This is a genomic window from Streptomyces sp. NPDC087859 (assembly GCF_044742595.1).
GTDB lineage: Bacteria > Actinomycetota > Actinomycetes > Streptomycetales > Streptomycetaceae > Streptomyces > Streptomyces canus_F.
The window spans coordinates 695767-721133 of record NZ_JBIUUU010000002.1 but is presented as its reverse complement, the minus strand read 5'-3'; the positions used below and the strand labels follow the sequence as shown (position 1 = coordinate 721133).

Here is a 25367-nt window from a genome sequence, read left to right as displayed (position 1 = left end):
GGGGAACTTCCCCTCCCTGTCCTTCCGCAGCTTAGTCCCGCAAGCGGGGACCGCTCATTCCAACTGCCGACACCGTCGATGGCCTCCTGACCCCGAACGCCGACATCTGCTCCAACCCGATGGTGCGAGACGATGTTCCCGCAGGCCAGGCAGTTACCCCTACCTCCAGTACGCCGATGGCGAACGTGAGACGTCCTGTCCTGCGTGTCGCCCCCTCCCACTAGGGATGTCTTACCCGCTGGGACTGACACTCCATGCCGAGCGCACCGGTTCCCTCCGCTACGGGCGAACAACCTTGCGCCGCGCCACACCTCCGAACGCCCCTTCTTTCGGAACTCTGCGCTACTGCGGTGATACCCAGCGTAACTCGGGCGTCCTTCCGGAGGTTTCACTTGGCATGGTTGGCACAGTCCCTCCGGTCACCACGGTCCCCTTCCCCCGGCGGCCGCTCGAGTCGAGCGATCAGGTCCGCCGGTGGTACGAGAACGAACTGGGGTGGCCGACGGTGCCCGGGACCCCGGGATCTCCGCTGCGACTTTCCGTGGGCCCGCGCTTCGACGTCCTGGACGTGCCGCTCGAGGCGGGCCGGGCCGGTCTGCGCCATCTGGCACCGGGCTCCCCGGTGGCCGTGCAGGGCGACCGGATGCGGCTGCTGCTGGCCGCGGGCAGCGCGGACGAGGTGCCCGGGGTGCTGGACTGGCTGGAGTGGGGCTCGCTGCCGCTCGATCTGGCGGCGATCGGCGAGGGCGGGGTGATGGACGCACCGCTGCCTCCCGGACCGGGGGCACCCGCCGAAGTCGTACGGCTGCTTCCCGGGCAGGGGTCCGGCGACGTCGTACGACGCCCTCGCGCGCCCGGGTGGGGCGCCGCGCGGTGTCTTCCCGAGCCGGGCCCTACCGGACCGCGACCGCTTCCCGCCGGTCTCTCCGGTGCCTTGCAGGGGGCCGCCGTGTGGCTGCGGCCCCCCGTGCCGGGGTGCGAGGCCGAGACCTCGCTGCCGACGCTGTCGGCCTTGGGGGGCGGTGGGGGCGCCCCCGATCTCGTAAGGCTGCTGGCCACGGTGGCGACGTGCTGCCACCGTCTGCGGCTGCGCGCGTGTGCTCAGCCACCCGCCCGTTCATAGACGTCGCGCTCAGGCGTTGGCCTTCTCGTAGGCCTCACGGATGGACGCGGGAACACGGCCGCGGTCATTGACCTCGAGACCGTTCTCCTTGGCCCACGCGCGGATCTGCGCGGTGTCCTGGCTGCCGCCGGAAGTGGCGCGCGCCTTTCCGCGGCCTCCCGCGGCGCGGCCTCCGGTACGACGACCGCCCTTCACGTAAGCCTCGAGAAGGCCACGGAGCTTGTCCGCATTGGCAGTCGTGAGATCGATCTCGTACGTCTTGCCGTCCAGCGCGAACGTCACGGTCTCGTCCGCCTCGCCGCCGTCGAGGTCGTCGACAAGAAGGACCTGAACCTTCTGTGCCACCGGATTTCCTTTCATCGATAACTTGAGGGACTGGGGTCTGCGGCGTCCGCCGTTTCGCCGCCCCCTGTTATATGCAGTACTGCAGTACGTCGGAAAGCAAACCGCTTTTGCTGGGAAAACACAAACCCCTGGGAGAGACGGACTGGCCACCTCCGGTCCGGAAACATGCGCGTTTCGGACATAGGGAACCTGGGCAGGGCCGTCACATGGAATAGGGCAAGACGATCACAGATGCAGAAGCATCCGACTGTTGCCCAAGGTGTTCGGTTTCACTCGTTCGAGACCGAGGAACTCCGCGACACCCTCGTCATAGGAACGCAGCAGCTCCGCGTAGACATCGGTGTCGACCGGAGTCTCGCCGATCTCGACGAAGCCGTGCTTGCCGAAGAAGTCCACTTCGAAGGTCAGACAGAAAACCCGGCGAACACCGAGCCAGCGCGCGGTGTGCAGCAACTTCTCCAGCAACTGATGACCGACGCCGGCGCCCTTCAGTCCGAGCTTCACGGCGAGTGTGCGCACTTCAGCGAGGTCTTCCCACATGACGTGCAGTGCGCCGCAGCCGACCACCTCGCCGTTGTCATCGCGTTCGGCGACCCAGAACTCCTGGATGTCCTCGTAAAGCGTCACGGTGGCTTTGTCGAGCAGGATGCGGGCGCGGACGTACTCGTCGAGGAGACTGCGTACGGCCGGGACATCGCTGGTGCGGGCCCGCCGGACCGTGATGGCTTTTGCGCTGACTTCGGTACTCCGGGCGGGCGAGCTCTCTGCTGACATGTGCGGACGCTATCGCCCGTCGCCCTCCGGTGCCGAGCCGGGGTTCTCACCGCCGGTTTCGGCAGCGGTATCCCGGGGGGCTTCGACGGTTTCCGGTCCTTGGACGATGTGTACGGCGTCCCGCAGCGACAGCCGCTGTTCCTCGCTCATCATGCCGAAGAACGCGACGAGAGCGGCGGCGGGGTTGTCACTCTGCGACCAGGCGTCGTTCATCAGCGCCGCGGCGTAGGCGGCCCGGGTGGAGACGGCTTCATATCGATAGGCACGGCCTTCGGCCTCCCGTCGCACCCAACCCTTCTGATGGAGATTGTCCAAAACGGTCATCACCGTGGTGTAGGCGATGGACCGTTCCTGTTGAAGGTCTTCCAGGACTTCTCGAACGGTCACCGGGCGGTTCCACTTCCACACCCGCGTCATGACCGCGTCTTCGAGTTCTCCCAATGGGCGAGGCACAGCTCAGCACAATAGTGGGAGAAACCGTCATTGGCGTGCCGGACGTGCGGTTGACCGGCAAACAGCAACAAAAAGGGCGTACGACTCGGAAAAAGAGAGAGTCGTACGCCGGTGAGGGCGCGTCGGCCGTGAGGCTCAGACGTCGCCGCGCGCGGAGGCCTGCTGGGTGCCCTCCACGCGCGCGAGGGCGGCGTCGACGGCCGCGTCCTCCTTGGCCTTGTTGGCCCCGCCCTGGGTCTTCACGATCACCCTGATCACGCCGATGAAGAACACGGCCATGACGACCGGGGGCACGAGCGCGGAGACGTAGTCCATGCGTCCAGGGTAGCCACGGGCCGGACGCGGGCGGGGCCGGGGGTGCGTGCGGGCCCGGGGGACGGCCCGCACGCGGCTCAGCCCGCGGCGAGCTGCTGCGGCGGGTTCGAGGGCGGCGGGGCCGGCTTGCGGCGGGGGAAGACCTCGCCGGGGGTGGGGATGGGGCGCGCGGGGGCCGGCTTGGGGGTGGCCGGTTTGTCCATGGGCTTCTTCTCCGGCTGCTCGGGCTTCTCGGCGGACTCCGCGGCAAGGTCCTCGTCGGCGCCCGGGAAGCGGTCCGAAAGGCCCCCGGGAAGGGCCAGGAGGCGGGTACGGGAGGCCGGGACGGCCGGGGTGGTCCGCCGGGCCGTCCCGCGCGCGAGGCGGGCGCGTACGCCCTGTTCGGCGAGGACCAGACAGCGGTCGAGCAGGGCCGCCGCGACGGGGTTGCCGCGCAGGGCCCGCAGGGCGGCGAGGTCGTCGACCTCCGGGCGGTACCCGGCGCTCAGCGCCTCCTCCAGGAGGGCGAGGTAGCCGGCGGCGGTGCCGGGCAGGGCGGCGCGGTACCGGGCGAGGTCGGCCACCAGGAAGGCACGCAGCCGGGCGCCCTCGCGCATCGCCTCGTCGAGGGAGTCGGCTAGGCGGAGACAGTCCTGAACGTCCTCGGCCGAGGCGGTTCGGGGGTGAAGGGCAAGAGCGAGAGCGCGGCGGAGCACACGCAGCTCCTCCACACCGAACGCCATGCCGCCGCGGGATCCGTATGGCGTGGGCATGCGGCGACAGTACGCGCTAATCAGACAAATTCGACATAGGGCGGGCGGGTGTGGCGCGCGGCGCCACCCGGCCGGACGCGCGTCCCGCCCCGTCTCACATGCGCGACACGTTCCGCTCGTACACCAGCCGCAGTCCCACCAGCGTCAGCCACGGCTCGTGCTCGTCGATCACCGAGGACTCGCCCAGCACCATCGGGGCCAGGCCGCCCGTGGCGATGACCGTCACGTCGTCCGGGTTCTCCGCGAGCTCGCGGGCCATGCGCTCGACGACCCCGTCGACCTGCCCGGCGAACCCGTAGATGATCCCGGACTGCATCGCCTCGACGGTGTTCTTGCCGATCACGCTCCGCGGCCGGGCCACCTCGATCTTCCGCAGCTGCGCGCCCCGCACCCCGAGCGCCTCCACGGAGATCTCGATACCGGGCGCGATGACGCCGCCGACGTACTCCCCGCGCGCGGACACCGCGTCGAACGTCGTCGCCGTGCCGAAGTCGACGACGATCGCCGGACCGCCGTACAGCTCGACCGCCGCGACCGCGTTGATGATGCGGTCCGCGCCGACCTCCTTGGGGTTGTCGGTGAGGATCGGCACGCCCGTCTTGACGCCCGGTTCCACCAGCACCGCGGGCACGTCGCCGTAGTACCGCCGCGTCACCTCGCGCAGCTCGTGCAGCACCGAGGGCACCGTCGCGCAGATGGCGATGCCGTCGATGCCGTCGCCCAGTTCCTCGCCGAGCAGCGGGTGCATGCCCATGAGGCCCTGCAGCAGGACGGCCAGCTCGTCGGCCGTGCGGCGCGCGTCCGTGGAGATGCGCCAGTGCTCGACGATCTCCTCGCCGTCGAACAGGCCGAGGACGGTGTGCGTGTTTCCTACGTCGATCGTGAGCAGCATCGCGACTACTCCGCCTCACGCAGGTCGAGGCCGATGTCCAGGATCGGCGAGGAGTGCGTGAGCGCGCCCACCGCCAGGTAGTCGACGCCGGTGTCGGCGTACACGCGCGCGTTGTCCAGCGTCAGCCGGCCCGACGCCTCCAGTGCCGCCCGGCCGTCCACCAGCTCCACCGCCTCCAGGCACTCCGCCGGCGTGAAGTTGTCCAGCAGGATCAGGTCCGCGCCCGCGTCCACGACCTCGCGCAGCTGGTGCAGGGTGTCGACCTCGACCTCGATCGGCACGTCCGGGAAGGTCTCGCGGACGGCCTTGAAGGCCTGCGCGACGCCGCCGGCGGCCACCACGTGGTTGTCCTTGACGAGCGCCGCGTCGGAGAGCGACATGCGGTGGTTGACCCCGCCGCCGCAGCGCACCGCGAACTTCTCCAGCGACCTGAGGCCGGGCGTCGTCTTCCGCGTGTCACGCACGCGTGCCTTGGTGCCCTCCAGCGCGTCCGCCCACGCACGCGTGGCGGTCGCGATGCCGGACAGCCGGCACAGCAGGTTCAGCGCGCTGCGCTCGGCGGTGAGCAGGTCACGCGTGCGCGTGGTGACCGACAGGAGCTTCTGCCCGGCCTCCACCCGGTCGCCGTCCTCGACGTGCCGCTCGACCTCGAACTCGTCCTCGCAGACCACCGAGACGACCGCCTCGGCGACGCGGAGGCCGGCCACGACGCCCGCCTCGCGCGCGACGAAGTCGGCCGTGGCGACGGCGTCCTCGGGGATGGTCGCGACCGTCGTCACGTCCACGCCGTGGTCGAGGTCCTCCTGGATGGCCACGTTGGCGATGTCCTCGACCTCCACGGGGTCGAGCCCCGCGTCGGCCAGGAGCTGGGCGAGCGCGGGGTCGAGCCCGCACTCCAGGTACTCCTCGCCGCCGTCTGCGCCACAGGCGCAGCCGTCGCCGCAGCCGCCGGTCTCAGCGAGGGGAAGGTCGGGGGTGCTCACGTCTGTCACTGCTCCTGAAGGGGCTGCCGGGTCGGGGGGAAGTCTGCGGTATCGGTGGTGTGTACGGCGAGGGTGCGGTCCGGATTCAGCCGTACGACGATGTGGCGACGCCATGCGGTGTCGTCGCGGTCGGACCGGTCCTCGCGCCAGTGGCAGCCGCGCGTCTCTTCACGCACGCGCGCGGCGGCGACCAGGACCCGGGCCACGCACAGGAGGTTGGTGGCCTCCCAGGTGTCGACGCCGGGCTCGGCCGTCTTGCCGTTCTCGGTGAGGGCGTCGCGGGCGTCGGTGTGCAGTCGCTGAAGCTGTTCTGCGGCCTTCTCCAGGGAGTCCGCCGAGCGCAGGACGCCGGCGCCGTTGGTCATGGCCCGCTGGATGGCGAACCTGGCCTCCGGCGACTGCAGGGGGTGCGCGGGGGTCTGGGGGCGCTCGACCGGTGCGGGCACCCGCGCGTGGAGGCCGTTCGCCGCGTGGACGGCGGCGATGTCCTCCACGATCCGCTCGGCGTAGACGAGGCCCTCCAGGAGGGAGTTGGAGGCGAGGCGGTTCGCGCCGTGCACGCCGGTGCAGGCGACCTCGCCGCACGCGTACAGGCCCGGGACGGTCGTACGGCCCTGGGAGTCGGTGCGCACGCCGCCGGAGGCGTAGTGGGCGGCCGGGGCCACCGGGATGGGCTCGGTGACCGGGTCGATGCCGTGGGCGCGGCAGGCGGCGAGGATCGTCGGGAAGCGGTGTTCCCACATGGCGGCGCCGAAGTGCCGGGCGTCGAGGAACATGTGCTCGACGTCCTGTTCCTGCATGCGGCGCATGATGCCCTTGGCGACGATGTCCCGGGGCGCGAGCTCGGCCAGCTCGTGCTGCCCGACCATGAAGCGCACGCCGCCGGCGTCGACCAGGTGGGCGCCCTCGCCGCGTACCGCCTCGGAGACGAGGGGCTGCTGGCCCTCGGCGTCCGGGCCGAGGAAGAGCACGGTGGGGTGGAACTGGACGAACTCCAGGTCGCTCACTTCCGCGCCCGCGCGCAGGGCGAGCGCCACACCGTCGCCCGTGGACACGGACGGGTTGGTGGTCGCGGAGAAGACCTGGCCCATGCCGCCGGTCGCGAGAACGACCGCGGGGGCGTGCACGGCGCCCACTCCGTCGTGCTGGCCCTCGCCCATGACGTGCAGCGAGACGCCCGCCGTACGGCCGTCGGCGTCCGTCAGGAGGTCCAGGACGAGCGCGTTCTCGATCGTGCGCAGCCCACGCGCGCGTACCGCCTCCACGAGCGCCCGGGAGATCTCCGCGCCGGTCGCGTCGCCGCCGGCGTGCGCGATGCGGCGGCGGTGGTGGCCGCCCTCGCGGGTGAGCTCCAGGCCGCCTTCCTCGGACTCGTCGAAGTGCGCGCCGGTCTCGATGAGCCGGTGCACGGCGTCCGGGCCCTCGGTGACGAGGATCCGGACCGCCTCCTCGTCGCACAGGCCCGCGCCCGCGACCAGGGTGTCGTCGAGATGCTGTTCGGGGGTGTCGCCCTCGCCGAGCGCCGCGGCGATGCCGCCCTGCGCCCAGCGGGTGGAGCCGTCGTCGAGGCGGGCCTTGGTGACGACGACCGTCCGCAGGCCGGCGGCCTCGCAGCGCAGGGCCGCGGTGAGGCCCGCGACGCCGGAGCCCACGACCACGACGTCCGCGTCGATCGACCATCCGGGCGCGGGCGCGTGCAGTCGTATGCCTGTGCTGGTCACGAGGCGGCTCCGAGGGTTCCGAAGGTGAGGGGGAGGTTGTCGATCAGCCGGGTGGTCCCGACCCGGGCGGCGACGGCGAGGACGGCCTCGCCGTCGAAGTCGTCGTCGATCTCCGAGAAGTCGGCAGGGTCGACGAGCGCGAGGTAGTCCAGGGCGATCGGCGGGTCCAGGCGGGCGGCCTCGTCCAGGACCAGGCGCGCGGCCGCGCGGACGGCGGAGGGGGCGCCCGGAAGCGCCTTCGCGACGGCGTGCGCGTCGGCGGCCGCGCGGGACTCCCCTATGGCGCTGAGCGCCTCGGCACGCGCGTGCGTGGCGGGCACTTCGCGTGCCCTCGCGCGCAGCGCCTCCTGGGCCGCGTGCCGGTCGCGGCCCGCGAACAGCGCCTGGGACAGCGCGAGCGCGGTGCGCCGCTCCTTGGCGGAGAGGTAGCGGTTGCGGCTGGACAGGGCCAGGCCGTCGTCCTCGCGGACGGTCGGTACGCCGACGATCTCGACGCCGAAGTTCAGGTCCCGCACCATGCGCCGGATCAGGGCGAGCTGCTGGGCGTCCTTCTGGCCGTACAGGGCGACGTCGGGCCGGGTGAGATGCAGCAGCTTGGCGACGACGGTGAGCATGCCGTCGAAGTGCCCGGGTCGCGAGGACCCTTCCAGGCGCTCTCCCATGGGGCCCGCGCTGATGCGGACCTGGGGCTCGCCGCCGGGGTAGACCTCGTCGGCGGAGGGGGCGAACACGGCGTCCGCGCCCGCCTGTTCGGCGATCTTGATGTCGGCGTCGAGGGTGCGCGGGTAGCGGTCGAGGTCCTCGCCCTCGCCGAACTGAAGGGGGTTCACGAAGACGGTGACGACCACCTCGCCCTCGGGGCCGGCGATCTCGCGCGCGGTGCGGATCAGGGTCGCGTGACCCTCGTGCAGGGCGCCCATGGTCATCACGACGGCACGACGGCCGTGGCGTACGCGTGCGTGGAGCTCATCGGCGGTGCGCAGCAGGGTGGTGGTCATCCGGCATCTCCCTTGGTGCCGTCGGTCCCGTTGGCGAGTACCCCGAGAAGGTCCTCGGCGAGTTCGGGCTTCAGCAGTCCGTGGGCGAGCGCCCGGTCGGCGGTCGCGCGGGCCATCGCCAGGTAGCCGGCGACGGTCTGCGGGGCGTGCTTGCGCAGCTCGGCGACGTGCGCCGCGACCGTGCCGGCGTCCCCGCGCGCGACGGGGCCGGTGAGGGCCGCGTCGCCGGAACGCAGGGCGTTGTCGAGGGCGGCGCCGAGCAGCGGGCCGAGCATCCGGTCCGGGGCATCGACGCCCGCCTCGCGCAGCAGCTCCATGGACTGGGCCACCAGCGTGACGAGGTGGTTGGCGCCGAGCGCGAGGGCCGCGTGGTAGAGCGGGCGCCGCTCCTCGGCGATCCACTCGGGCTCGCCGCCCATCTCGATGACGAGGGCCTCGGCGGCCAGCCGCAGCTGGTCGGGCGCGGTGACCCCGAAGGAGCAGCCGGCGAGGCGCTGGACGTCGACCGGGGTGCCGGTGAAGGTCATCGCGGGGTGCAGGGCCAGCGGCAGCGCGCCCGCGCGCAGGGCGGGGTCGAGGACCTTCGTGCCGTACCGCCCGGAGGTGTGCACCAGAAGCTGTCCCGGCCGTACGGACCCGGTCTCGACGAGGCCCTCCACGAGGCCGGGCAGGGTGTCGTCGGGGACCGTCAGCAGGACCAGGTCGGCGCGCTGCAGGACTTCGGCGGGCGGCACGAGCGGCACGTCCGGGAGCAGCTGCGCGGCTCGCCTGCGGGAGGCGTCGGAGACCCCGGAGACGGCCACCGGACGGTGCCCGGCGAGCTGGAGGGAAGCGGCCAGCGCGGGTCCCACCCGCCCGGCGCCGACGACACCGACGGTGAGCCGCGCGGGGCGGTCCTTGGGATCTGGCAGTTGGCTTGTACTCACGCGACGGCGGCCTTCCCGTTCCAGTCCGCTCCGGGTACCGGACGATTTCTCGTCATGTTAACGCGATTGGTTCGAGGGGCGTTCGGTTGTCCACAGGCTGTGGGTTTCCGCGGGCCGCGCCCGCACGAAAAGGGTGTGCCCGCGGGGAGGGACGCGCGGGATGATCCAGGGCATGAGCGATGCTGCGGAGCAGGTTGAAGAGCGGTCGGCGGAGGAGCGGTTGCGGGAGCGGCGCCGGGAGGCCCTGCGAGCGGCGCGGCGTGTCCTGTGGCGCGGAGGGCTCAGCGGCACGATCCGGCAGCGGCTCGCGTCGCTCGCGGAGGCCGCACCCGAGGTGTACGACGTGGACGAGTCCGCGGACATCTACGGGAACGGGGTCGTGGCGGCCCTGGAGGAGCGGGTCGCGACCGTGCTGGGCAAGGAGGCCGCCGCGTTCTTCCCCACGGGCACGATGGCCCAGCAGGTCGCCCTGCGCTGCTGGGCGGGCCGCACCGGCAACCCGATGGTCGCCCTGCACGCCCTGGCCCACCCCGAGGTCCACGAACGGCATGCCCTCGCCCAGGTCAGCGGGTTGCGCCCGGTGCGCCTGACCGGCGAGCCGCGGCTGCCCACCGCCGAGGAGGTACGCGACTTCGAGGAGCCTTACGGCGCGCTGATGCTCGAGTTGCCTCTCAGGGACGCCGGGTTCGTCCTGCCGACCTGGGAGGAGCTCACCGAGGTCGTGGAGGCGGCGCGCGAGCGGGACGCGGTGGTGCACTTCGACGGCGCCCGCCTGTGGGAGACCACCGTCCACTTCGGCCGCCCCCTGGACGAGATCGCGGGCCTGGCGGACAGCGTCTACGTGTCGTTCTACAAGTCCCTCGACGGTTTCGCCGGCGCGGCGCTCGCCGGCCCGAAGACGCTGGTGGAGGAGGCGAAGACCTGGCGCCACCGGTACGGCGGGATGGCCTTCCAGCAGTTCCCCACCGCGCTGTCGGCGCTCGTCGGCCTGGAACGGGAGCTGCCGAGGCTGCCGGAGTACGTCCGCCACGCGCGCGTGGTGGCGGCAGCGCTGCGGGAGGGGTTCGCCGAGGCGGGAGTGGCCTGGGCGCGCGTGCATCCCGAGGAGCCGCACACCCACCAGTTCCAGGTCTGGCTGCCGTACGACGCCGACGTGCTGCTGGAGGCGGCGGTGCGGCAGGCGGAGGAGACGGGGACGTATCTGTTCGCCGGCTACTGGGACCGCGGCGGTCCGGGTCTGGCCCTCGCCGAGGTGACCGTCGGCGCCGCCGGCCTGGAATGGACGGCCGACGACGTGAAGGCGGCGGTGGCGGACTTCGTGGCCCGGCTCAGCGGCTAGGCCGCGGCCGCCGGTGCGGCCACCGGGTCAGGGCCTGCCGTATCCGCCCGCGGGCCGGCCGCTCGGCGAGCACCGCCCGGAACCGCCGGTGGTCACGCAGTTCGCGCACGACCTGCCAGTCGTGCGTACCGGGCGCGGGCGGGGCGGGCTGTCCGAGGCGCTGGGCGCGGTAGGTGTCGAGGAGGTACTGCTGGGTGAGGCTCATGGCGTATCGCCTTCTCGGGACGCTGTCCGATGGGTCGGGCTCCGCGGCTGCCCCGTGCTCCCAGGTTGCGCCGGTACGGCGGCGAAGTCGCGTCGATTGACGGCGGCCGTCAATCGGGGGCGGCGCTGTCAGTGGCGGGGTGCACCATGAGGTCATGAGCGTGCGCATCGACATCGCGGGGCTGCGGCCGGAGAGGGTCGCCGTCGTCCCCTCGCCCCTGGCCGAGCTCGGCATGGCGCTGCACGCGCTGTCGGAGCCGGGCCACCATCCGGGGCTCCAGGGCTGGGTGACGGGCGTACTGGCCCGCCTCGACCCGCATCTGGCCGACCGGATGTGCGACGCGGACTTCCTGTGGACGACGACGTTCGCGGACCTGTTCCTGCCGTACGCGGGCATCCCGGGCGGCGCCGCCCTCCCCGGAGCCACGCTCGCCGAGGAACTGGACCTGCTGGACAAGCTCACGGACGAGCAGTTCGTCAACGCGGCGCTGGAGTTCAGCTGTGCGACCTGCTACGACGTCGGGAGCGGCTGGCTCGTCGACGCCGAGCAGGGCCGACGCGCCCTGGAGCTGGCCGCCGCGCGGGGGCCGCGGCAGGAGCGGTTCACCGAGCTGCTGCTGACCGACCCGCCGAAGATCCGGGCCTGGCTGCGCCAGTTCCTCCAGGACTGCGACGAGGCGTTCTTCGCGGAGACCTGGTCCCGGCTGCGCCACCAGCTCGCGGCGGACGCCCGCCACAAGACCGACCTCGTGCGCCGCAAGGGCCTCGCCGAGGCGCTGGCCGCCGCGTCCCCGGCGATCGCTCTCGACGAGGGCGCCGCCGAGATCACGGTCGACAAGCTGAGCGTGGGCCGTACGACCACGGGGGACGGCCCCCTCATCCTCGTGCCGACCAGTCTCGGCTGGCCCCACCTGGCCGTTCTGTACCGGCCCGGCTGGCAGCCCGTGGTGCACTATCCGGTCGGCTCCCCCGAACTCGCGGCGCCGCCCTCCGTCGAGCAGCTCGCCCTGCGCATGACCGCCCTGTCCCACCCCGTCCGGATGCGGATCTGCCGCCACCTGGCCCGCAGCGCCTGGACCACGAGCGAGCTGGCACAGGCGCACGGGATGACGGCCCCCGAGATATCCCGGCACCTGAGCGTCCTGAAGAAGGCGGGCCTGATCACCACGCGCCGTCGCGGCCGGTACGTCCAGCACCAGCTGGACATCGCGGTCGTGGCCCGGCTGGGCAGCGACTTCCTGGAGGGGATCCTCAGGTAGCCGGTCAGTCGAACCGGATGTGCTTCACCCCGACCCGTACCTGCCTCAGCCGCGTCCGCAGCGCGCCCTCGTTGTTCGGCCGCAGCGTCAGCCCGGCCAGGACGGCGATGCGGTCGGCCGTCTTCGGCACGGTCGATTCGTCCGTCCACAGGTGCTCGGCGAACTCGGGCTCCCGCAGCCGCTCGAGACAGTGGTCGAGCTGCTGCACGGCCCAGGTCTCGCGTCCCAGACCGGCGTTCTTCCCGCCGACGTACTGAAGGAGGTGCCCGAAACCGCGCTCGCGCAGCCGCTTCATGACGGTCTCGCGCCGGGCGAGGAGGGTGAAGTGGCGTACGTCGTGGCCGAGTTCGCCCAGCCGGCCCACGGTCTCCGCGAAGTAGCCGGAGTCCGTGACCGTCATGGGGGCGATCACCACGCCGTCGTGCTTGGTGAGGGCGAGGTCGAGCACCTCGACGACGCCCTGCCGCCAGGTCTTCAAGTCCTGGAAGTCCCCGCGCAGTTCGGGTGGCAGCATGCGGCGCAGACCGAAGCCGGCGTGCTCGGGGTCGCAGACGACGCTGCCGGGCAGCCGCCGCTGGATCTCGTACGCCGTCTGTGTCTTCCCGCCCCCGAAGGGGCCGTTGATCCAGAGGAGCATGCGCAGACCCTAGTGGGCACCGGTTACGCGGGAGTCACGTGCCCGCCGTCTCAGCCGTGCCCGCCGGCCCGCACCAGTCCCGTCTCGTAGGCCAGGACCACCACCTGCACCCGGTCCCTCAGGCCGAGCTTGGTGAGGATGCGGCCCACGTGGGTCTTCACCGTCGCCTCGGACAGGACGAGCCGGGCCGCGATCTCGCCGTTGGACAGACCCTGGGCGACCAGCATCATGACCTCGCGCTCACGGTCGGTGAGCCGCTCCAGCTCCTTGTGCCGGGGCTCCTTGCCGGTGCTCGGCAGCATCGGCGCGAACCGGTCCAGGAGGCGGCGCGTGGTCGAGGGGGCCACCACCGCGTCGCCGCTGTGCACCGAGCGGATGGCGGTGAGGAGTTCGCCGGGCGGCACGTCCTTGAGCATGAAACCGGACGCGCCCGCCTTCAGCCCGGAGAAGGCGTACTCGTCGAGGTCGAAGGTGGTCAGGATCAGCACCTTCGGCGGGTTGTCCCCCTGGCAGATGCGGCGGGTGGTCTCCACCCCGTCGAGCTTCGGCATCCGGACGTCCATCAGGACCACGTCGACGGTGGTCGCGCGCAGCACCTCGAGGGCCTCGACGCCGTCGCCCGCCTCGGCGACGACCTCCATGTCCGGCTGGGCGGCGAGCACCATCCGGAACCCGGTGCGCAGCAGCACCTGGTCGTCGACGAGCATCACGCGGATCGTCATCGGGTCCTCTTCCGTCTCTTTCAGGTTCTTGTGACTCTGCTGATTGCCGTGGCGGGGCTGGTAGAGCGGGGTTGTTACAGGTGTCAACACAGGGCGTGCGTCGGCGTCAATGCGCCGGTTTGAGCGGGAGCAGCGCGCTGATACGGAACCCTCCGCCGGGACGGGGCCCGGCGTCCAGAGTGCCGCCGACCATCCCGACCCGCTCGCGCATGCCGATCAGGCCATGGCCCTGTCCGTCGGTGCCGCCCTCTTCGTACAGCTCGTGCGGGGCGCCCTTGCCGTCGTCCTCGACGAGCAGGCCGAGCCCGTCGTCGAAGTACACCAGGCGCACGCTGGCGCCCGCGTTCGGCCCGCCGTGCTTGCGAGTGTTGGTGAGCGCCTCCTGCACGATGCGGTACGCCGTGAGCTCGACGCCGCTCGGCAGCGGGCGTGGTGTGCCCTCCACCTTGAAGTCGACCGGCAGACCGGAGGTGCGGCACTGTTCGACGAGGTCGTCGATCTGCTCGACGTCGGGCTGCGGGACGTACTCGCCGACCTCCTGGTGCTCGCCGGTGCGCAGCACGCCCAGCAGGCGGCGCATCTCGGCCAGCGCCTGACGGCCGGTGGAGGAGATCGTCTCCAGGGCCTTCTTCGCCTGGTCGGGTGCGGCGTCGAGGACATAGGCGGCGCCGTCGGCCTGCACCACCATCACCGAGACGTTGTGCGCGACCACGTCGTGGAGCTCGCGCGCGATCCGGGCGCGTTCGGCGGCCACCGCGACCTTCGCCTGCGCCTCGCGCTCCTTCTCCAGCCGGCTCGCGCGCTCCTCGAGCTGCGCGAAGTAGGCCCGCCGGGTGCGGATCGAGTCGCCGAGCACCCAGGCGAGGGCGAACGGCACCGTCAGGAAGATCGCCTTCGCGACATTGCCCAGCGCGCTCCCGTCCAGCGGCCAGCGCGCCTGGGCCATCGGCGCCGCACACAGCCCCACGGCCAGTGCGAGCCGGGAGGCCCATCGGGAGCCCGTCGCGGCCACCGTGTAGACGATCACCAGCATCGCGAAGTCGGCGGCCATCGTCTGGACGTTCAGCACCAGCTGCGTCAGACCGATCCCGACCGACAGCACCAGCATCTGCTCCGGCATACGCCGGCGCAGCGCGATCACCAGGCACAGCAGAAACGCGATCGGAACGATCAGCGCCGGGGAGTCGTTGCCCCGCACCGCCGAACTGGCGGTCCCGCTCAGCAGCGAGATCCCGAACAGGAAGACGGCCCAGAAGGTGTCGACCCCTGTCGGGTTTCTGCGGAGGAAGTCATAGAGGCGCTGCACGTAACCCAGCGTAGGGAAGCGTGAAGCGTGCAGGGGTCAACCGGAGGACCGATCCATGCCCGGCCCGCGTACTCCCCAAGGTGGAGGCCCCGTTCCTCTGTACGCCTAATCTGGCGGCGTGACGGACGACACGGCGGGTGAATGGCGCGGCTGGCGGGCGGCCGCGGAGACCGCCCTGTACGGACCCGGGGGCTTCTATCACCGGCCCGAGGGGCCGGCCGGGCACTTCCGTACGTCGGTGCACGCGTCGCCGTTGTTCGCCGAGGCCGTGGCGCGGCTGCTGGGCCGGGTCGACGAGGCCCTGGGCCGGCCCGCGACGCTCGACTTCGTCGACATGGCCGCCGGCCGCGGCGAGCTGGTCACCGGGGTGCTCGCCGCGCTGCCCGCCGACCTGGCCCTCCGCACGCGCGCGTACGCCGTCGAACGCGCCGACCGCCCGGCCGGCCTCGACCACCGGATCGAGTGGCTGACCGACCTCCCGCGCGGGATCACCGGGCTGCTGTTCGCCAACGAGTGGCTGGACAACGTGCCCGTGGAGATCGCCGAGACGGATGCCGCGGGCGTGGCCCGCCGGGTGCTCGTACGGTCCGACGGGACCGAGCGGCTCGGGGAGCCGTTCTCCGGCGCGGAGGCGCGGTGGCTGGCGCGGTGGTGGCCGCTGCCGCCCGAGGAGGGGCTGCGGGCGGAGGTGGGGCTGCCCCGGGACGAGGCGTGGGCCTCAGCGGTCGCGACGGTCGGACGGGGGCTCGCGGTCGCGGTCGACTACGCGCACGCGGTCGGCGCGCGCCCCCTCTTCGGGACGCTCACCGGTTTCCGCGCGGGGCGCGAGACGGCGCCCGTACCGGACGGGTCGTGCGACATCACGGCGCATGTCGCACTGGACGCGTGCGCGCTGCCCGGGGGGCGCGTACTGACACAACGCGCCGCCCTGCGCGCCTTGGGGATCGCAGGCGCACGCCCCCCGCTCGCACTGGCCTCCACACAGCCCGCGGCCTACGTACGCGCCCTCGCGAGCGCCGGCGAGGCCGCCGAACTCACCGCCCCCGGCGGCCTCGGTGACTTCGGCTGGCTGCTCCAGCCGGTCGCGGTCCCGGACGCCCCGGACACACCGCTCGGGGCGCTACTTGTCGATGTCCCCGACCACGAAGAACAGTGACCCGAGGATCGCGACCATGTCCGCGACCAGCGTGCCCGGAAGCAGCTCCACGAGCGCCTGGATGTTGTTGTACGAGGCCGAGCGGAGCTTGAGGCGGTACGGGGTCTTCTCGCCCTTGCTGACGAGGTAGTAGCCGTTGATGCCGAGCGGGTTCTCGGTCCACGCGTACGTGTGGCCCTCGGGCGCCTTCAGGACCTTCGGGAGCCGCTGGTTGATCGGGCCGGGCGCGAGCTCGGCCAGGCGGTCGAGGCAGGCGTCGGCGAGGTCGAGGGCGTTGTGGGTCTGCTCCAGGAGGACCTCGAAGCGGGACAGACAGTCGCCCTCCTCGCGGGTCACCACCCTCAGGGTGTCCTTGAGCTCCTCGTACGCGAGGTACGGCTCGTCCCGGCGCAGATCGAAGTCGACCCCGCAGGCACGCGCGATCGGCCCGCTCACGCCGTACGCGTGCACGGCCTCCGGCGTGAGCACGCCCACGCCCCGCGTGCGCCCCCGGAAGATCTCGTTGCCGAGCACCAGGTCGTCGTACACGTCCATCCGCGAGCGCACGGCGGCGACGGCGGTACGCGCGCGCGTGGCCCACCCGGCCGGCAGGTCCTCCTTCAGGCCGCCGACGCGGTTGAACATGTAGTGCATACGTCCGCCGGAGACCTCCTCCATGACGTTCTGGAGCACCTCGCGCTCCCGGAACGCGTAGAAGACCGGCGTGATGCCGCCGAGTTCCAGCGGGTAGGAGCCCAGGAACATCAGATGGTTGAGCACCCGGTTGAGCTCCGCGAGCAAGGTGCGCGTCCACACCGCGCGCGGAGGGACCTCCATGCCCAGCATGCGCTCCACGGCGAGGACCACGCCCAGCTCGTTGGAGAAGGCCGACAGCCAGTCGTGGCGGTTGGCGAGCATGATGATCTGACGGTAGTCGCGCGCCTCGAAGAGCTTCTCCGCGCCCCGGTGCATATAGCCGATCACCGGCTCGGCGTGCTGGATCCGCTCGCCGTCCAGGACGAGCCTGAGGCGCAGCACACCGTGCGTCGACGGGTGCTGGGGCCCGATGTTGAGCACCATGTCGGTGCTCTCCGCGGCGCCGCCGATACCGACCGTGGTCTCCGTCGTGGGAGTCATGGACACAGTCTGTCCTACGTACGCTGACCTCATGGAGACCGGGAACGGGCAGGGCGCGGAGACGGCCGAGGGCGAGCCGGTGTGGATCGGCCTGCCTCCGGGGCTGCTGCGGATGCGACGGCTGTTGCTGGTGGTGTGGCTGGGGCTGCTGGCCGTGGCGGTCGGTGTGCTGCTGAACCTGCTCGCGGGCCCCGGCTGGGCCGCGTTCGCACTGCTGCCGCTCGCCCTGATGGCGTGGGGCTGGGTGATGCTGGGCCGCAACTGGGCCTCCTGGCGGTACGCCGAGCGCGCCGACGACCTGCTGATCAGCCGGGGTGTGCTGTGGCGCGAGGAGACCGTCGTGCCGTACGGCCGGATGCAGCTGGTCGAGGTCACCTCAGGGCCCGTGGAGCGGCACTTCGGGCTGTCCAGCGTGCAGTTGCACACGGCGGCCGCGGCGACCGACGCGACCATCCCGGGCCTGGAGCCGGCCGAGGCGGAACGGCTGCGCGACCGGCTCACCGAGCTCGGCCAGGCACGATCGGCGGGCTTGTGACGACGCCGGGCATCGACGACGCCGTACGGCAGAAGCCGCCCGTGACCGAGCGGCGGCTGCATCCCGTGACCCCGCTCAGGCGGGCGTGGGCGCCTGTCGCGGTGCTCATCGGGTGGGCGGTGCACGACCCCGACCAGACACAGCGCCAGCTGACCCGGCTGACGCCCACGGTCCTGCTGATCGTCCTCGCCCTCTTCGTCCCCGCCGCCGCCCTCTACGGCTTCCTCACCTGGTGGTACACGCACTTCGCGGTGACCGAGGCCGAACTGCGCATCCGTACCGGCCTGGTGTTCCGGCGCACCGCGCACATTCGGCTGGAACGCATCCAGGCGATCGACGTCACCCAGCCGCTCCTCGCACGCGTGGCGGGCGTCGCGAAACTCAAACTCGACGTCATAGGCACCGACAAGAAGGACGAACTGGCCTTCCTGGGGGAGCGCGAGGCGCGGGCGCTCCGCGCGGAACTCCTCGCCCGCGCCGCCGGGTTCGCGCCCGAGACGGCGCACGAAGTCGGCGAGGCTCCGGCGCGCGAGCTGCTGCGCACGCCCCCGCGCGACCTCGCGATCGCCCTCGTCCTGACGGGCGCCACCTGGGCCACGCTGGCCGCCGCCCTCGTCGTGCCGCCCGTGCTGTGGTTCGCCACCCACAGCCTGTGGACGGTCCTCGCGACCGGCGTGCCGCTGCTCGGCGCGGCGGGCGCGAGCAGCGTGGGGCGGTTCGTCGGCGAGTACGACTGGACCGTGGGCGAGTCGCCCGACGGGCTGCGGATCGACCACGGGCTCCTGGACCGCACCCACGAGACGGTGCCGCCGGGGCGCGTGCAGACCGTACGGATCGTGGAGCCGCTGCTGTGGCGGCGGCGCGGCTGGGTGCGGGTCGAGCTGGACGTGGCCGGGTCGTCCAACTCCGTACTGGTGCCCGTCGCTCCGCGCGAGGTCGCCGAGGCGATCGTCGCGCGCGTGCTGCCCGGCGTGGTCGTACCGCCCCCGTCGGCGCTGTCCCGGCCCCCGCGGCGCGCCGGGCGTTGTGTGCCCGTGTGGTGGCGGGGCTACGGACTCGCCGTCACCGACGCGGTGTTCGCGTCCCGGCAGGGCCTGCTGCGCCGCAGCCTCGCCCTGGTCCCGCACGCGAAGGTCCAGAGCGTACGGCTGGCCCAGGGGCCCTGGCAGCGTCTGTGGCGGCTCGCCGCCGTCCATGTGGACACGGGGGCCAACAAGACCGTCACAGCGCGTCTGCGGGACGTGGAGGAGGCCGCGGAGCTGCTGCGGGCGCAGGCGGAGAGGTCACGGACGGGGCGGCGGGACGCCCGGCCCGACCGGTGGATGGCCTGAGCGGGCTGTCGGGCGCCTGATCGGGCCCGACGGAGAACAAGAACCGCGCGGCCCCCTGGGGAGTCCGCGCGGTTCCGGTCGACACGTCGTTCAGGAAACCGCGCTCCGCAGCCCCTGCACATCGATCTGCTCGGTCTCGTCGTGCGCCGTCAGGTCGATGACCTGGCCGATGCCCCGGGACGCCTCGTCCGCGGGCTTGAACTCCGCCTCGGACTCGGCCTTGTGGAGGGCGAGCGCCTCCTGGCCGACCACGTCGGCGAGGTCCTCGTTCTGCACGGACTCCAGCTCGGCGGAGGCCTTCTGCATGCCGAAGAAGTCGAAGCCGCCCTCGACGGCGGCACGCCGCACGGGCGCGGCCGGCGCGACGGCCACCGCGGTCGGTGCGACGAAGTGCCCGGAGGACTGCTGCGCGGGCTGGGCCGGCTTGGCCGGCGTGGTGGTGACGGCGGCCGCGCGCGTATGCCCGTCGACCGCCGCGGGCTGCCCCTGCGCCTCGTCCTCCTGCGCGGCCTCCGCTCCGGGGTCACCGGAGGTGACCACCTGTGCGGCGACGGGACCGGTCTGCGCCGGAACGTCCTTCGCGGGGCCCTCGCCCTTCGGACCGCCGTCGCCGTCCGGGGAGCCGTCGTCCTTGGGGGAACCGTCGTCCTTGGCGGAGCCGTCCTTGGGAGAGCTGTCCTTCGTCGAGCCCTCCTGGGCCGGGGCCTCGGGAGCGTCGTCCTTCGTGGCACCCTCGGCGCCGTCGAACCGGGACAGCGCCGCCTTCGCCCGCAGGAACAGCTGGGAGCCCTCCGGCGAGAAGATCGGGGGCGCGTCCGGCTCGTCGTCGACGGCCTCGGCGCCCTCAGCGGCCTCGGCGCTCTCCACCGCCTCGTCCTCGGTCTCCACCGCTTCGTCCTCGGCCGGGGCAGCCACAGCGCCGGCCTCTTCGACGGCGACCGGCACGGGCGGCAGCGCGCGCGCCGGCACCGGTGCCGTGGCCTCTATCTCGAGCAGCCGGCGGCCCTCCAGGGCGCTCGCCCGCTCGGTCTCCGCCGTGGCGTACCGGCGCAGCAGCGCCGCGTGCTCGTTGCGCAGGCCCGCCAGTTCCGTGCGCTTGGACCGCAGCCGCTGCTCCAGCTTGCCGCGCAGTTCGCGCGACTCCTCGAGGTCGGTCTCCAGTTCGGCGACCCGTTCCTCGAAGCGCCACTCGTCGCCCGCACGCGCGCGTATGAGGTCGGCTACCTGCTTGCCGGCCTGCGTGTCCCAGCGGCGCATGACGGCCGCACCGACGACCGCCGTCGCCGCGGCGGCCGCGGCGACGACACGCAGCACGGCCGGCTGCGAGAACGCCCAGGGGCCGAAGGCGCAGACGACGGAGACGCCTGCGATCGCCGACGGGGGAAGCAGCCTGTGCAAGGGCGGGGAATGGCGGTGACGTCCACGTGGCATGGCCAGAAACTTACCGCGCGTAGGCGAATCGTGGTGCCCCGGCCCGTAAAAACACCGCCATCCCGCAGCCTTCACACGACATCAGGAATCAGACCCGCCACCGAATTCGACAACAGGGACGCGATCCACCGGCCCCACCGCAAGATCATTTGTCATCGATCGCTCAACCGACCGCTGATCCACTGCAACGTCGCCGGAATCTCCCGCCGCCAGGTGTTGAAGTTGTGCCCGCCGCTTTCGAGGATGATCGACGAGACGCGCGTCCGGTTCGTCGCCTTCACGCGGTCTATGAACTTCAGCGTGTCCTTGTAGTTCGCCTCACCGATCTTGCTGCTGCTGACGAGCAGTGAAGTGTCGGGCGCCGGCATGTGCTTGAGGTACCAGAACAGGTTCGCGCGATCACGCAGCCCCTTGTCGCCCTGGAAGAGATCGCCGGTGGTGGGGTCGCTCGGCGCGTTGTAGTACGGCGAGAGGCCCGCGCCGGCGGCGTACACCTCGGGGTGGTGCATGGCGAGCTTCAGCGCGCAATAGCCACCCGTGGAGTCGCCGATGACGCCCCAGCTGCCCGGTTTCCTCCCCACCCTGTAGTGCGCGAGAACGGCGTCGGGCAGGTCCTTGGCGAAGAACGACTCCGTCTGGGGTCCGTCCGGAATGTCGACGCACTCCGTGTCCCGTGGCGGCGCCACCGTCGGCCGCATCATCACCAGGATCATCGGCTGCATACGGCCGTCCTTGGCAAGGTCCAAGGCCGTGCTCGGATAGTGGAGTTTGTCGACCAGCGCCTGCGCGGTGCCCGGATATCCGGTGAGAACCACGGCGGCGGGAAACGTCCGCGCGCGGTACTGCGGCTGGAAGTACTCCGGCGGCAGATAGACGAAGGCGGACGTGGCGATGTGCGTCGTACGGCCGACAATGGCGACCTTCTGGATCTGGCCGCCGTTCTGCGGCCGCGCGCTGCCCGCCTCCTTGACCCGCCGTACGTCCGTCACCTGGAGCGGGCCGCCCGAGCCGCCGTTCGCCGTGTGATCGACGACCACCCCCTGCTCGTCCTCCTGCCCGAACAGGTCGGCCCAGCTGGCGTAGAACCCGAAGGCCTGGTTGGCGGCGAGCCCGACCGCCGCGAAGAGCGCCAGCTGGGTCGCGAGCAGCAGACCCACCCGCCCGCCGACGGCCCGCCAGCTCCGCCGCGACAGCCGTGGCCACAGCCACACCGTGCCGACGAAGAGCAGCACCGCCGACCCGACCGCCAGCACCAGCACGTTGTTCCCCGTGAGACCCATGGTTGGTTTCCTGCCTGCGCTTTCTCCCCGTGCCGGCGTGCCCCGCGGATCTTCGCGAAGGCTTGTCCGGCCCTTTTCCCGGCCTTTGAACCGGCTTTGAGGAAGCGAGTGAACCTCTCCCTCGAAGACACCGTCCTAGAGGGCGCAATGTCGCCGGATGCCCGATGCGGGCCCGGATCCAAGCTTTCTCGCAGAACTACGGGATGCGATGTCTGTCAGGACAGATGTGGAAATGTCGGGCGGGGTTCCGAACCGATCACTGTGGGCACGGCACGCGCTGCGCGGCCCGCGCCCCGAGGCCGTCCCCGTCCTGGTCGCCAGAGCCTGCGCGATCGTGGGCCTGCTGGACATCGCCGCGGGCGTCTTCCCGCGCTTCCGGCACAGCCGTATGCACACCATGGCCGAGGTGCTCCCCGGCGCGCTCGGCCCGTTCGCCGCGGCGCTCTCCCTGAGCACGGGCGTGCTGCTGCTCCTGCTCGCCCACGGCCTCAGGCGCCGCAAGCGGCGGGCCTGGCGGGCCGCCGTGGCCCTGCTGCCGGCCGGCGCGGTCGCACAGTTCACGTACCGCCACTCCCCGGTGGGCGCGCTCATCTCGCTCGCCCTGCTCGCTCCGCTGCTGATCCACCGCGACCAGTTCAGGGCGCTGCCCGACCCGCGCAGCCGGTGGCGCGCGCTCGCCAACTTCGTCCTCATGGGCGCCGGTTCGCTCGCACTCGGGCTGGTCATCGTCAGCGTCCACCCGAAGACGCTCGTCGGCGACCCGAGCCTGGCCGACCGCATCACCCACGTCCTGTACGGCCTGTTCGGCTTCGAAGGCCCCGTCGACTACCAGGGCAACACCTCCTGGACGGTCGCCTTCTCCCTCGGCGCCCTCGGCCTGCTCACCGCGATCACGACGATCTACCTGGCCTTCCGCCCCGAACACCCCGCCGCGCGGCTCACCGAGGACGACGAGGCCCGCCTCAGGGTCCTACTGGACAGGCACGGCGGCCGCGACTCCCTCGGCCACTTCGCCCTGCGCCGCGACAAGGCCGTCGTCTTCTCCCCCAGCGGCAAGGCCGCGGTGACCTACCGCGTCGTCTCCGGCGTGATGCTCGCCAGCGGCGACCCCATCGGCGACGTCGAGGCCTGGCCGGGCGCCATCGAGCGCTTCATGGACGAGGCGAAGGCCCACTCCTGGACGCCCGCCGTCATGGGCTGCTCGGAGACAGGCGGCGAGGTCTGGACCCGCGAGACCGGCCTGGACGCCCTGGAACTGGGCGACGAGGCGGTGGTGGACGTCGCGGATTTCTCCCTCGCCGGGCGCGCGATGCGCAACGTGCGCCAGATGGTCAAGCGCATCGAACGCGCAGGTTACGAGACTCGCGTACGGCGCGTCCGTGACCTCGGCGACGCCGAACTCGAGCGCATCCGCCGCGCCGCCGACGACTGGCGCGGCACCGACACCGAGCGCGGCTTCTCCATGGCGCTGGGCCGCATCGGCGACCCCACCGACGGGGACTGCCTGATCGCCACCGCCCACAAGGCGGACGCCGCGCCGGGTGAGTACGGCGACCTGAAGGCGATCCTGCACTTCGTCCCCTGGGGCACCGACGGCGTCTCCCTGGACCTGATGCGCCGCGACCGCTCCGCCGACCCCGGCATGAACGAACTGCTCATCGTGGCCGCGCTCCAGGCCGCGCCGAAGCTCGGCATCGCGCGCGTGTCGCTGAACTTCGCCATGTTCCGCGCCGCCCTCGCGCGCGGCGAGAAGATCGGCGCGGGCCCGGTGCTGCGCGCCTGGCGCGGGCTGCTGGTCTTCCTGTCCCGCTGGTTCCAGATCGAGTCCCTGTACAAGTTCAACGCGAAGTTCCAGCCCCGCTGGGAGCCCCGCTTCGTCGTCTACCGCGCCTCCGGCGACCTTCCCCGCATCGGCTTCGCCGCCATGCAGGCCGAGGGATTCGTCAACCTCGGCCTCCCCCTGCCGCGCTTCCTTCGCCGCCGCCGGATCACCGCACGCGCGTGTGCCCACGCCGTCGCGGAACGAGACGTCCGCGCGGCGTGACCTCGGACGGCCCGGGACGCGGCGGGCGACCACCGCTCCGCGGGCCGGGCGGCCTCGTGGCTCCCCCCTGGGCCTAGGCTGAACGTATGAGCAAGCAGAGCGGACGCGGGCGCGTCGTCGGACTGCCGGAATGGGACCGCTGCGCGGTCATGGGAGTCGTCAACGTCACCCCCGACTCCTTCTCCGACGGCGGCCGCTGGTTCGACACGACGGCCGCCGTCAAGCACGGCCTCGCCCTGGTCGAGGAGGGCGCCGACCTCGTCGACGTCGGCGGTGAGTCCACCCGCCCCGGCGCCACCCGCGTCGACGAGGCCGAGGAGCTCAAGCGCGTCATCCCCGTGGTGCGCGGCCTCGCCGCCGAGGGCGTCACCATCTCCGTGGACACCATGCGCGCCTCGGTCGCCGCCCAGGCCCTCGCCGCCGGCGCCTGTCTCGTCAACGACGTCAGCGGCGGCCTCGCCGACCCGGCGATGATTCCCGTCGTCGCCGACTCCGGCGCCCCCTTCGTCGTCATGCACTGGCGCGGCTTCCTGGAAGGCGGCAACGTCAAGGGCGTCTACGCCGACGTCGTCGCGGAAGTCGTCGACGAACTCCACGCGCGCGTGGACGCCGTCCTCGCCGGCGGCATCGCCCCCGACCGCGTCGTCGTCGACCCCGGCCTCGGCTTCTCCAAGGACGCCGAGCACGACCTCGTCCTCCTCGCCCACCTCGACCGCCTGCTCTCCCTCGGCCACCCCCTCCTCGTCGCCGCCTCCCGCAAGCGCTTCCTCGGCCGCGTCCTCGCCGGCCCCGCGAGCGCCCCGCCCCCGGCCCGCGAGCGCGACGCCGCGACGGCCGCCGTCTCCGCTCTCGCGGCGCAGGCCGGCGCGTGGGCGGTGCGCGTGCACGAGGTGCGCGCGACGGCGGACGCCGTACGGGTCGCACGCGCCGTGGAGGGCGCGCGCACATCGGACCGTGCGCGGGGGACAACTCACGCGAGCGAAGCGCGCACCGCCGCGACGAGCACCCCGGGCGCCCACTCCCCCGAAGGCGACCAGTGAGCGCCCCACACACCGACGTCGAGCAGGTGGAAGCCGCCAACACCACCTATTACGAGGCGATGGAGCGCGGCGACTTCGAAGAGCTGTCCTCCCTCTGGCTCACCCCGGCCGACCTCGGCGTCGACGAGGAGTACCACGATCCGGCCGACACCGGCGTGATCTCCTGCGTGCACCCCGGCTGGCCCGTGCTCACCGGCCGCGGTGAGGTCCTCAGGTCGTACGCGCTGATCATGGCGAACACCGACTACATCCAGTTCTTCCTCACCGACGTGCACGTCTCCGTCACCGGCGACACTGCCCTCGTCAACTGCACCGAGAACATCCTCAGCGGCGGCCCCGCCCCCGAGGGCGGCGAGGAGCTCGGCCCGCTCGTCGGCCAGTTGGTGGTCGCGACCAACGTGTTCCGCCGCACCCCGTCCGGCTGGAAACTCTGGTCCCACCACGCCTCCCCCGTTCTGGCCGAAAACGACGAGGACGAACCGGACAGCACACCCTCCTGAGTGGGTAGGCGCCCCGCAGGGACCAAGAAGTGGTTGGAATCACGGACCCCGGGGTAGGGGCGGCTACCAACCCGTGAGCCACCGGGTTCCCCAGGGGAAACACCCGATGAAACCTCTGGCCCCGGCTCGGACCCGCGCCCCCGTGGCCCGGCCCTGTCAGTGCCCGCAGGTAGATTCGTTCGAGG

Annotated in this window: 26 protein-coding genes; 9 read left to right on the top strand and 17 right to left on the bottom strand. The window is 72.1% G+C overall.

Annotated elements, in window-relative coordinates; genetic code table 11:
* Window positions 1–397: 397 nt before the first annotated feature.
* Window positions 398–1123: an SCO3374 family protein gene (locus ACIOHP_RS07250; RefSeq protein ID WP_401884070.1), complete on the top strand. Its 726-nt coding sequence runs from the start codon at window positions 398–400 to the stop codon at window positions 1121–1123.
* A gap of 9 nt (window positions 1124–1132) precedes the next feature.
* Here ACIOHP_RS07250 and ACIOHP_RS07245 read toward each other — a convergent pair whose 3' ends face one another.
* The 10 genes from ACIOHP_RS07245 to ACIOHP_RS07200 form a co-directional block, all read right to left on the bottom strand.
* Window positions 1133–1468: an Lsr2 family protein gene (locus tag ACIOHP_RS07245; protein ID WP_266823828.1), complete on the bottom strand. Its 336-nt coding sequence runs from the start codon at window positions 1466–1468 to the stop codon at window positions 1133–1135.
* 225 nt (window positions 1469–1693) lie between these two features.
* Window positions 1694–2242: an amino-acid N-acetyltransferase gene (locus ACIOHP_RS07240; protein WP_361496599.1), complete on the bottom strand. Its 549-nt coding sequence runs from the start codon at window positions 2240–2242 to the stop codon at window positions 1694–1696.
* A 9-nt stretch (window positions 2243–2251) separates the two neighbouring features.
* Window positions 2252–2683 carry a BlaI/MecI/CopY family transcriptional regulator gene (locus ACIOHP_RS07235; RefSeq protein WP_307027630.1) on the bottom strand — a complete coding sequence of 144 codons (432 nt, stop codon included), beginning with the start codon at window positions 2681–2683 and terminating at the stop codon, window positions 2252–2254.
* A 147-nt stretch (window positions 2684–2830) separates the two neighbouring features.
* Complete coding sequence (locus ACIOHP_RS07230; RefSeq protein WP_361496602.1) at window positions 2831–3010, bottom strand: hypothetical protein; 180 nt, start codon at window positions 3008–3010, stop codon at window positions 2831–2833.
* A gap of 77 nt (window positions 3011–3087) precedes the next feature.
* A complete protein-coding gene (locus ACIOHP_RS07225; protein ID WP_401884146.1) occupies window positions 3088–3732 on the bottom strand; it encodes a hypothetical protein in 645 nt (214 codons plus the stop codon).
* A 124-nt stretch (window positions 3733–3856) separates the two neighbouring features.
* Window positions 3857–4654: a type III pantothenate kinase gene (locus ACIOHP_RS07220; protein ID WP_046260399.1), complete on the bottom strand. Its 798-nt coding sequence runs from the start codon at window positions 4652–4654 to the stop codon at window positions 3857–3859.
* A gap of 5 nt (window positions 4655–4659) precedes the next feature.
* On the bottom strand, window positions 4660–5637 hold the full coding sequence (gene nadC / locus ACIOHP_RS07215; protein ID WP_401884066.1) for a carboxylating nicotinate-nucleotide diphosphorylase: 978 nt from the start codon (window positions 5635–5637) through the stop codon (window positions 4660–4662).
* 5 nt (window positions 5638–5642) lie between these two features.
* A complete protein-coding gene (locus ACIOHP_RS07210) occupies window positions 5643–7358 on the bottom strand; it encodes an L-aspartate oxidase (RefSeq protein WP_401884064.1) in 1716 nt (571 codons plus the stop codon).
* Entirely contained in the window at window positions 7355–8356 is a 1002-nt protein-coding gene (gene panC, locus ACIOHP_RS07205; protein ID WP_361552713.1) for a pantoate--beta-alanine ligase, read from the bottom strand. The genes ACIOHP_RS07210 and panC overlap by 4 nt, the downstream gene beginning before the upstream one ends.
* Window positions 8353–9282 carry a Rossmann-like and DUF2520 domain-containing protein gene (locus tag ACIOHP_RS07200; protein WP_401884062.1) on the bottom strand — a complete coding sequence of 310 codons (930 nt, stop codon included), beginning with the start codon at window positions 9280–9282 and terminating at the stop codon, window positions 8353–8355. Before ACIOHP_RS07200 ends, panC begins: the two co-directional genes overlap by 4 nt.
* 172 nt (window positions 9283–9454) lie before the next feature.
* On the opposite strand from ACIOHP_RS07200, the gene ACIOHP_RS07195 reads away from it, so the two are divergent.
* The gene (locus ACIOHP_RS07195) at window positions 9455–10621 is read left to right on the top strand and encodes a threonine aldolase family protein (protein ID WP_401884060.1); all 1167 of its coding nucleotides are present in this window, start codon (window positions 9455–9457) and stop codon (window positions 10619–10621) included.
* On the opposite strand, the gene ACIOHP_RS07190 is transcribed toward ACIOHP_RS07195, so the two are convergent.
* The gene (locus ACIOHP_RS07190) at window positions 10611–10826 is read right to left on the bottom strand and encodes a hypothetical protein (RefSeq protein WP_401884058.1); all 216 of its coding nucleotides are present in this window, start codon (window positions 10824–10826) and stop codon (window positions 10611–10613) included. The two genes, ACIOHP_RS07195 and ACIOHP_RS07190, sit on opposite strands and share 11 nt — an antisense overlap.
* Before the next feature lie 154 nt (window positions 10827–10980).
* Between ACIOHP_RS07190 and ACIOHP_RS07185 the strand changes: the two genes are divergently transcribed.
* On the top strand, window positions 10981–12084 hold the full coding sequence (locus tag ACIOHP_RS07185; RefSeq protein WP_401884056.1) for a DUF5937 family protein: 1104 nt from the start codon (window positions 10981–10983) through the stop codon (window positions 12082–12084).
* A gap of 4 nt (window positions 12085–12088) precedes the next feature.
* Here the strand turns inward: ACIOHP_RS07185 and ACIOHP_RS07180 are convergent, their stop codons facing one another.
* From ACIOHP_RS07180 to ACIOHP_RS07170, 3 genes are all read right to left on the bottom strand, one after another.
* Complete coding sequence (locus ACIOHP_RS07180; RefSeq protein WP_361496618.1) at window positions 12089–12721, bottom strand: AAA family ATPase; 633 nt, start codon at window positions 12719–12721, stop codon at window positions 12089–12091.
* 50 nt (window positions 12722–12771) lie between these two features.
* Entirely contained in the window at window positions 12772–13443 is a 672-nt protein-coding gene (locus ACIOHP_RS07175; RefSeq protein ID WP_361552725.1) for a response regulator transcription factor, read from the bottom strand.
* Window positions 13444–13549: 106 nt separating this feature from the next.
* Complete coding sequence (locus ACIOHP_RS07170; protein WP_361552728.1) at window positions 13550–14749, bottom strand: sensor histidine kinase; 1200 nt, start codon at window positions 14747–14749, stop codon at window positions 13550–13552.
* Window positions 14750–14867: 118 nt separating this feature from the next.
* On the opposite strand from ACIOHP_RS07170, the gene ACIOHP_RS07165 reads away from it, so the two are divergent.
* The gene (locus ACIOHP_RS07165) at window positions 14868–15905 is read left to right on the top strand and encodes an SAM-dependent methyltransferase (protein ID WP_401884053.1); all 1038 of its coding nucleotides are present in this window, start codon (window positions 14868–14870) and stop codon (window positions 15903–15905) included.
* On the opposite strand, the gene ACIOHP_RS07160 is transcribed toward ACIOHP_RS07165, so the two are convergent.
* Window positions 15870–17021, bottom strand: coding sequence for an NADH-quinone oxidoreductase subunit D (locus ACIOHP_RS07160; RefSeq protein ID WP_401884051.1), 1152 nt, complete (start codon window positions 17019–17021; stop codon window positions 15870–15872). The two genes, ACIOHP_RS07165 and ACIOHP_RS07160, sit on opposite strands and share 36 nt — an antisense overlap.
* A gap of 31 nt (window positions 17022–17052) precedes the next feature.
* Between ACIOHP_RS07160 and ACIOHP_RS07155 the strand changes: the two genes are divergently transcribed.
* Window positions 17053–17556 carry a PH domain-containing protein gene (locus ACIOHP_RS07155; RefSeq protein ID WP_361552737.1) on the top strand — a complete coding sequence of 168 codons (504 nt, stop codon included), beginning with the start codon at window positions 17053–17055 and terminating at the stop codon, window positions 17554–17556.
* A complete protein-coding gene (locus ACIOHP_RS07150) occupies window positions 17553–18887 on the top strand; it encodes a PH domain-containing protein (RefSeq protein ID WP_361552740.1) in 1335 nt (444 codons plus the stop codon). The genes ACIOHP_RS07155 and ACIOHP_RS07150 overlap by 4 nt, the downstream gene beginning before the upstream one ends.
* A gap of 90 nt (window positions 18888–18977) precedes the next feature.
* Here ACIOHP_RS07150 and ACIOHP_RS07145 read toward each other — a convergent pair whose 3' ends face one another.
* Both ACIOHP_RS07145 and ACIOHP_RS07140 read right to left on the bottom strand, forming a co-directional pair.
* Window positions 18978–20318, bottom strand: coding sequence for a hypothetical protein (locus ACIOHP_RS07145; protein ID WP_401884049.1), 1341 nt, complete (start codon window positions 20316–20318; stop codon window positions 18978–18980).
* 152 nt (window positions 20319–20470) lie between these two features.
* A complete protein-coding gene (locus tag ACIOHP_RS07140) occupies window positions 20471–21598 on the bottom strand; it encodes an alpha/beta hydrolase (protein WP_401884047.1) in 1128 nt (375 codons plus the stop codon).
* 232 nt (window positions 21599–21830) lie between these two features.
* On the opposite strand from ACIOHP_RS07140, the gene ACIOHP_RS07135 reads away from it, so the two are divergent.
* The 3 genes from ACIOHP_RS07135 to ACIOHP_RS07125 all read left to right on the top strand — a co-directional run bounded on the left by ACIOHP_RS07135 (window position 21831) and on the right by ACIOHP_RS07125 (window position 25182).
* A complete protein-coding gene (locus ACIOHP_RS07135; protein WP_401884045.1) occupies window positions 21831–23642 on the top strand; it encodes a phosphatidylglycerol lysyltransferase domain-containing protein in 1812 nt (603 codons plus the stop codon).
* 86 nt (window positions 23643–23728) lie between these two features.
* On the top strand, window positions 23729–24682 hold the full coding sequence (folP, locus tag ACIOHP_RS07130; protein ID WP_401884043.1) for a dihydropteroate synthase: 954 nt from the start codon (window positions 23729–23731) through the stop codon (window positions 24680–24682).
* Window positions 24679–25182, top strand: a complete 504-nt coding sequence (locus tag ACIOHP_RS07125) for a nuclear transport factor 2 family protein (RefSeq protein ID WP_361552755.1) — start codon at window positions 24679–24681, stop codon at window positions 25180–25182. Before folP ends, ACIOHP_RS07125 begins: the two co-directional genes overlap by 4 nt.
* The last annotated feature ends 185 nt before the right edge of the window (window positions 25183–25367 follow it).

Coding starts and splice junctions, on each gene's coding strand:
- ACIOHP_RS07250 (WP_401884070.1), top strand. CDS start 398: ATGGTTGGCACAGTCCCTCCGGTCACCACGGTCCCCTTCCCCCGGCGG.
- ACIOHP_RS07190 (WP_401884058.1), bottom strand. CDS start 10,826: ATGAGCCTCACCCAGCAGTACCTCCTCGACACCTACCGCGCCCAGCGC.
- ACIOHP_RS07195 (WP_401884060.1), top strand. CDS start 9,455: ATGAGCGATGCTGCGGAGCAGGTTGAAGAGCGGTCGGCGGAGGAGCGG.
- ACIOHP_RS07145 (WP_401884049.1), bottom strand. CDS start 20,318: ATGCCACGTGGACGTCACCGCCATTCCCCGCCCTTGCACAGGCTGCTT.
- ACIOHP_RS07185 (WP_401884056.1), top strand. CDS start 10,981: ATGAGCGTGCGCATCGACATCGCGGGGCTGCGGCCGGAGAGGGTCGCC.
- folP (WP_401884043.1), top strand. CDS start 23,729: ATGAGCAAGCAGAGCGGACGCGGGCGCGTCGTCGGACTGCCGGAATGG.
- ACIOHP_RS07155 (WP_361552737.1), top strand. CDS start 17,053: ATGGAGACCGGGAACGGGCAGGGCGCGGAGACGGCCGAGGGCGAGCCG.
- ACIOHP_RS07135 (WP_401884045.1), top strand. CDS start 21,831: ATGTCGGGCGGGGTTCCGAACCGATCACTGTGGGCACGGCACGCGCTG.
- ACIOHP_RS07230 (WP_361496602.1), bottom strand. CDS start 3,010: ATGGACTACGTCTCCGCGCTCGTGCCCCCGGTCGTCATGGCCGTGTTC.
- ACIOHP_RS07140 (WP_401884047.1), bottom strand. CDS start 21,598: ATGGGTCTCACGGGGAACAACGTGCTGGTGCTGGCGGTCGGGTCGGCG.
- ACIOHP_RS07180 (WP_361496618.1), bottom strand. CDS start 12,721: ATGCTCCTCTGGATCAACGGCCCCTTCGGGGGCGGGAAGACACAGACG.
- ACIOHP_RS07240 (WP_361496599.1), bottom strand. CDS start 2,242: ATGTCAGCAGAGAGCTCGCCCGCCCGGAGTACCGAAGTCAGCGCAAAA.
- panC (WP_361552713.1), bottom strand. CDS start 8,356: ATGACCACCACCCTGCTGCGCACCGCCGATGAGCTCCACGCACGCGTA.
- ACIOHP_RS07160 (WP_401884051.1), bottom strand. CDS start 17,021: ATGACTCCCACGACGGAGACCACGGTCGGTATCGGCGGCGCCGCGGAG.
- ACIOHP_RS07220 (WP_046260399.1), bottom strand. CDS start 4,654: ATGCTGCTCACGATCGACGTAGGAAACACGCACACCGTCCTCGGCCTG.
- ACIOHP_RS07175 (WP_361552725.1), bottom strand. CDS start 13,443: ATGACGATCCGCGTGATGCTCGTCGACGACCAGGTGCTGCTGCGCACC.
- ACIOHP_RS07225 (WP_401884146.1), bottom strand. CDS start 3,732: ATGGCGTTCGGTGTGGAGGAGCTGCGTGTGCTCCGCCGCGCTCTCGCT.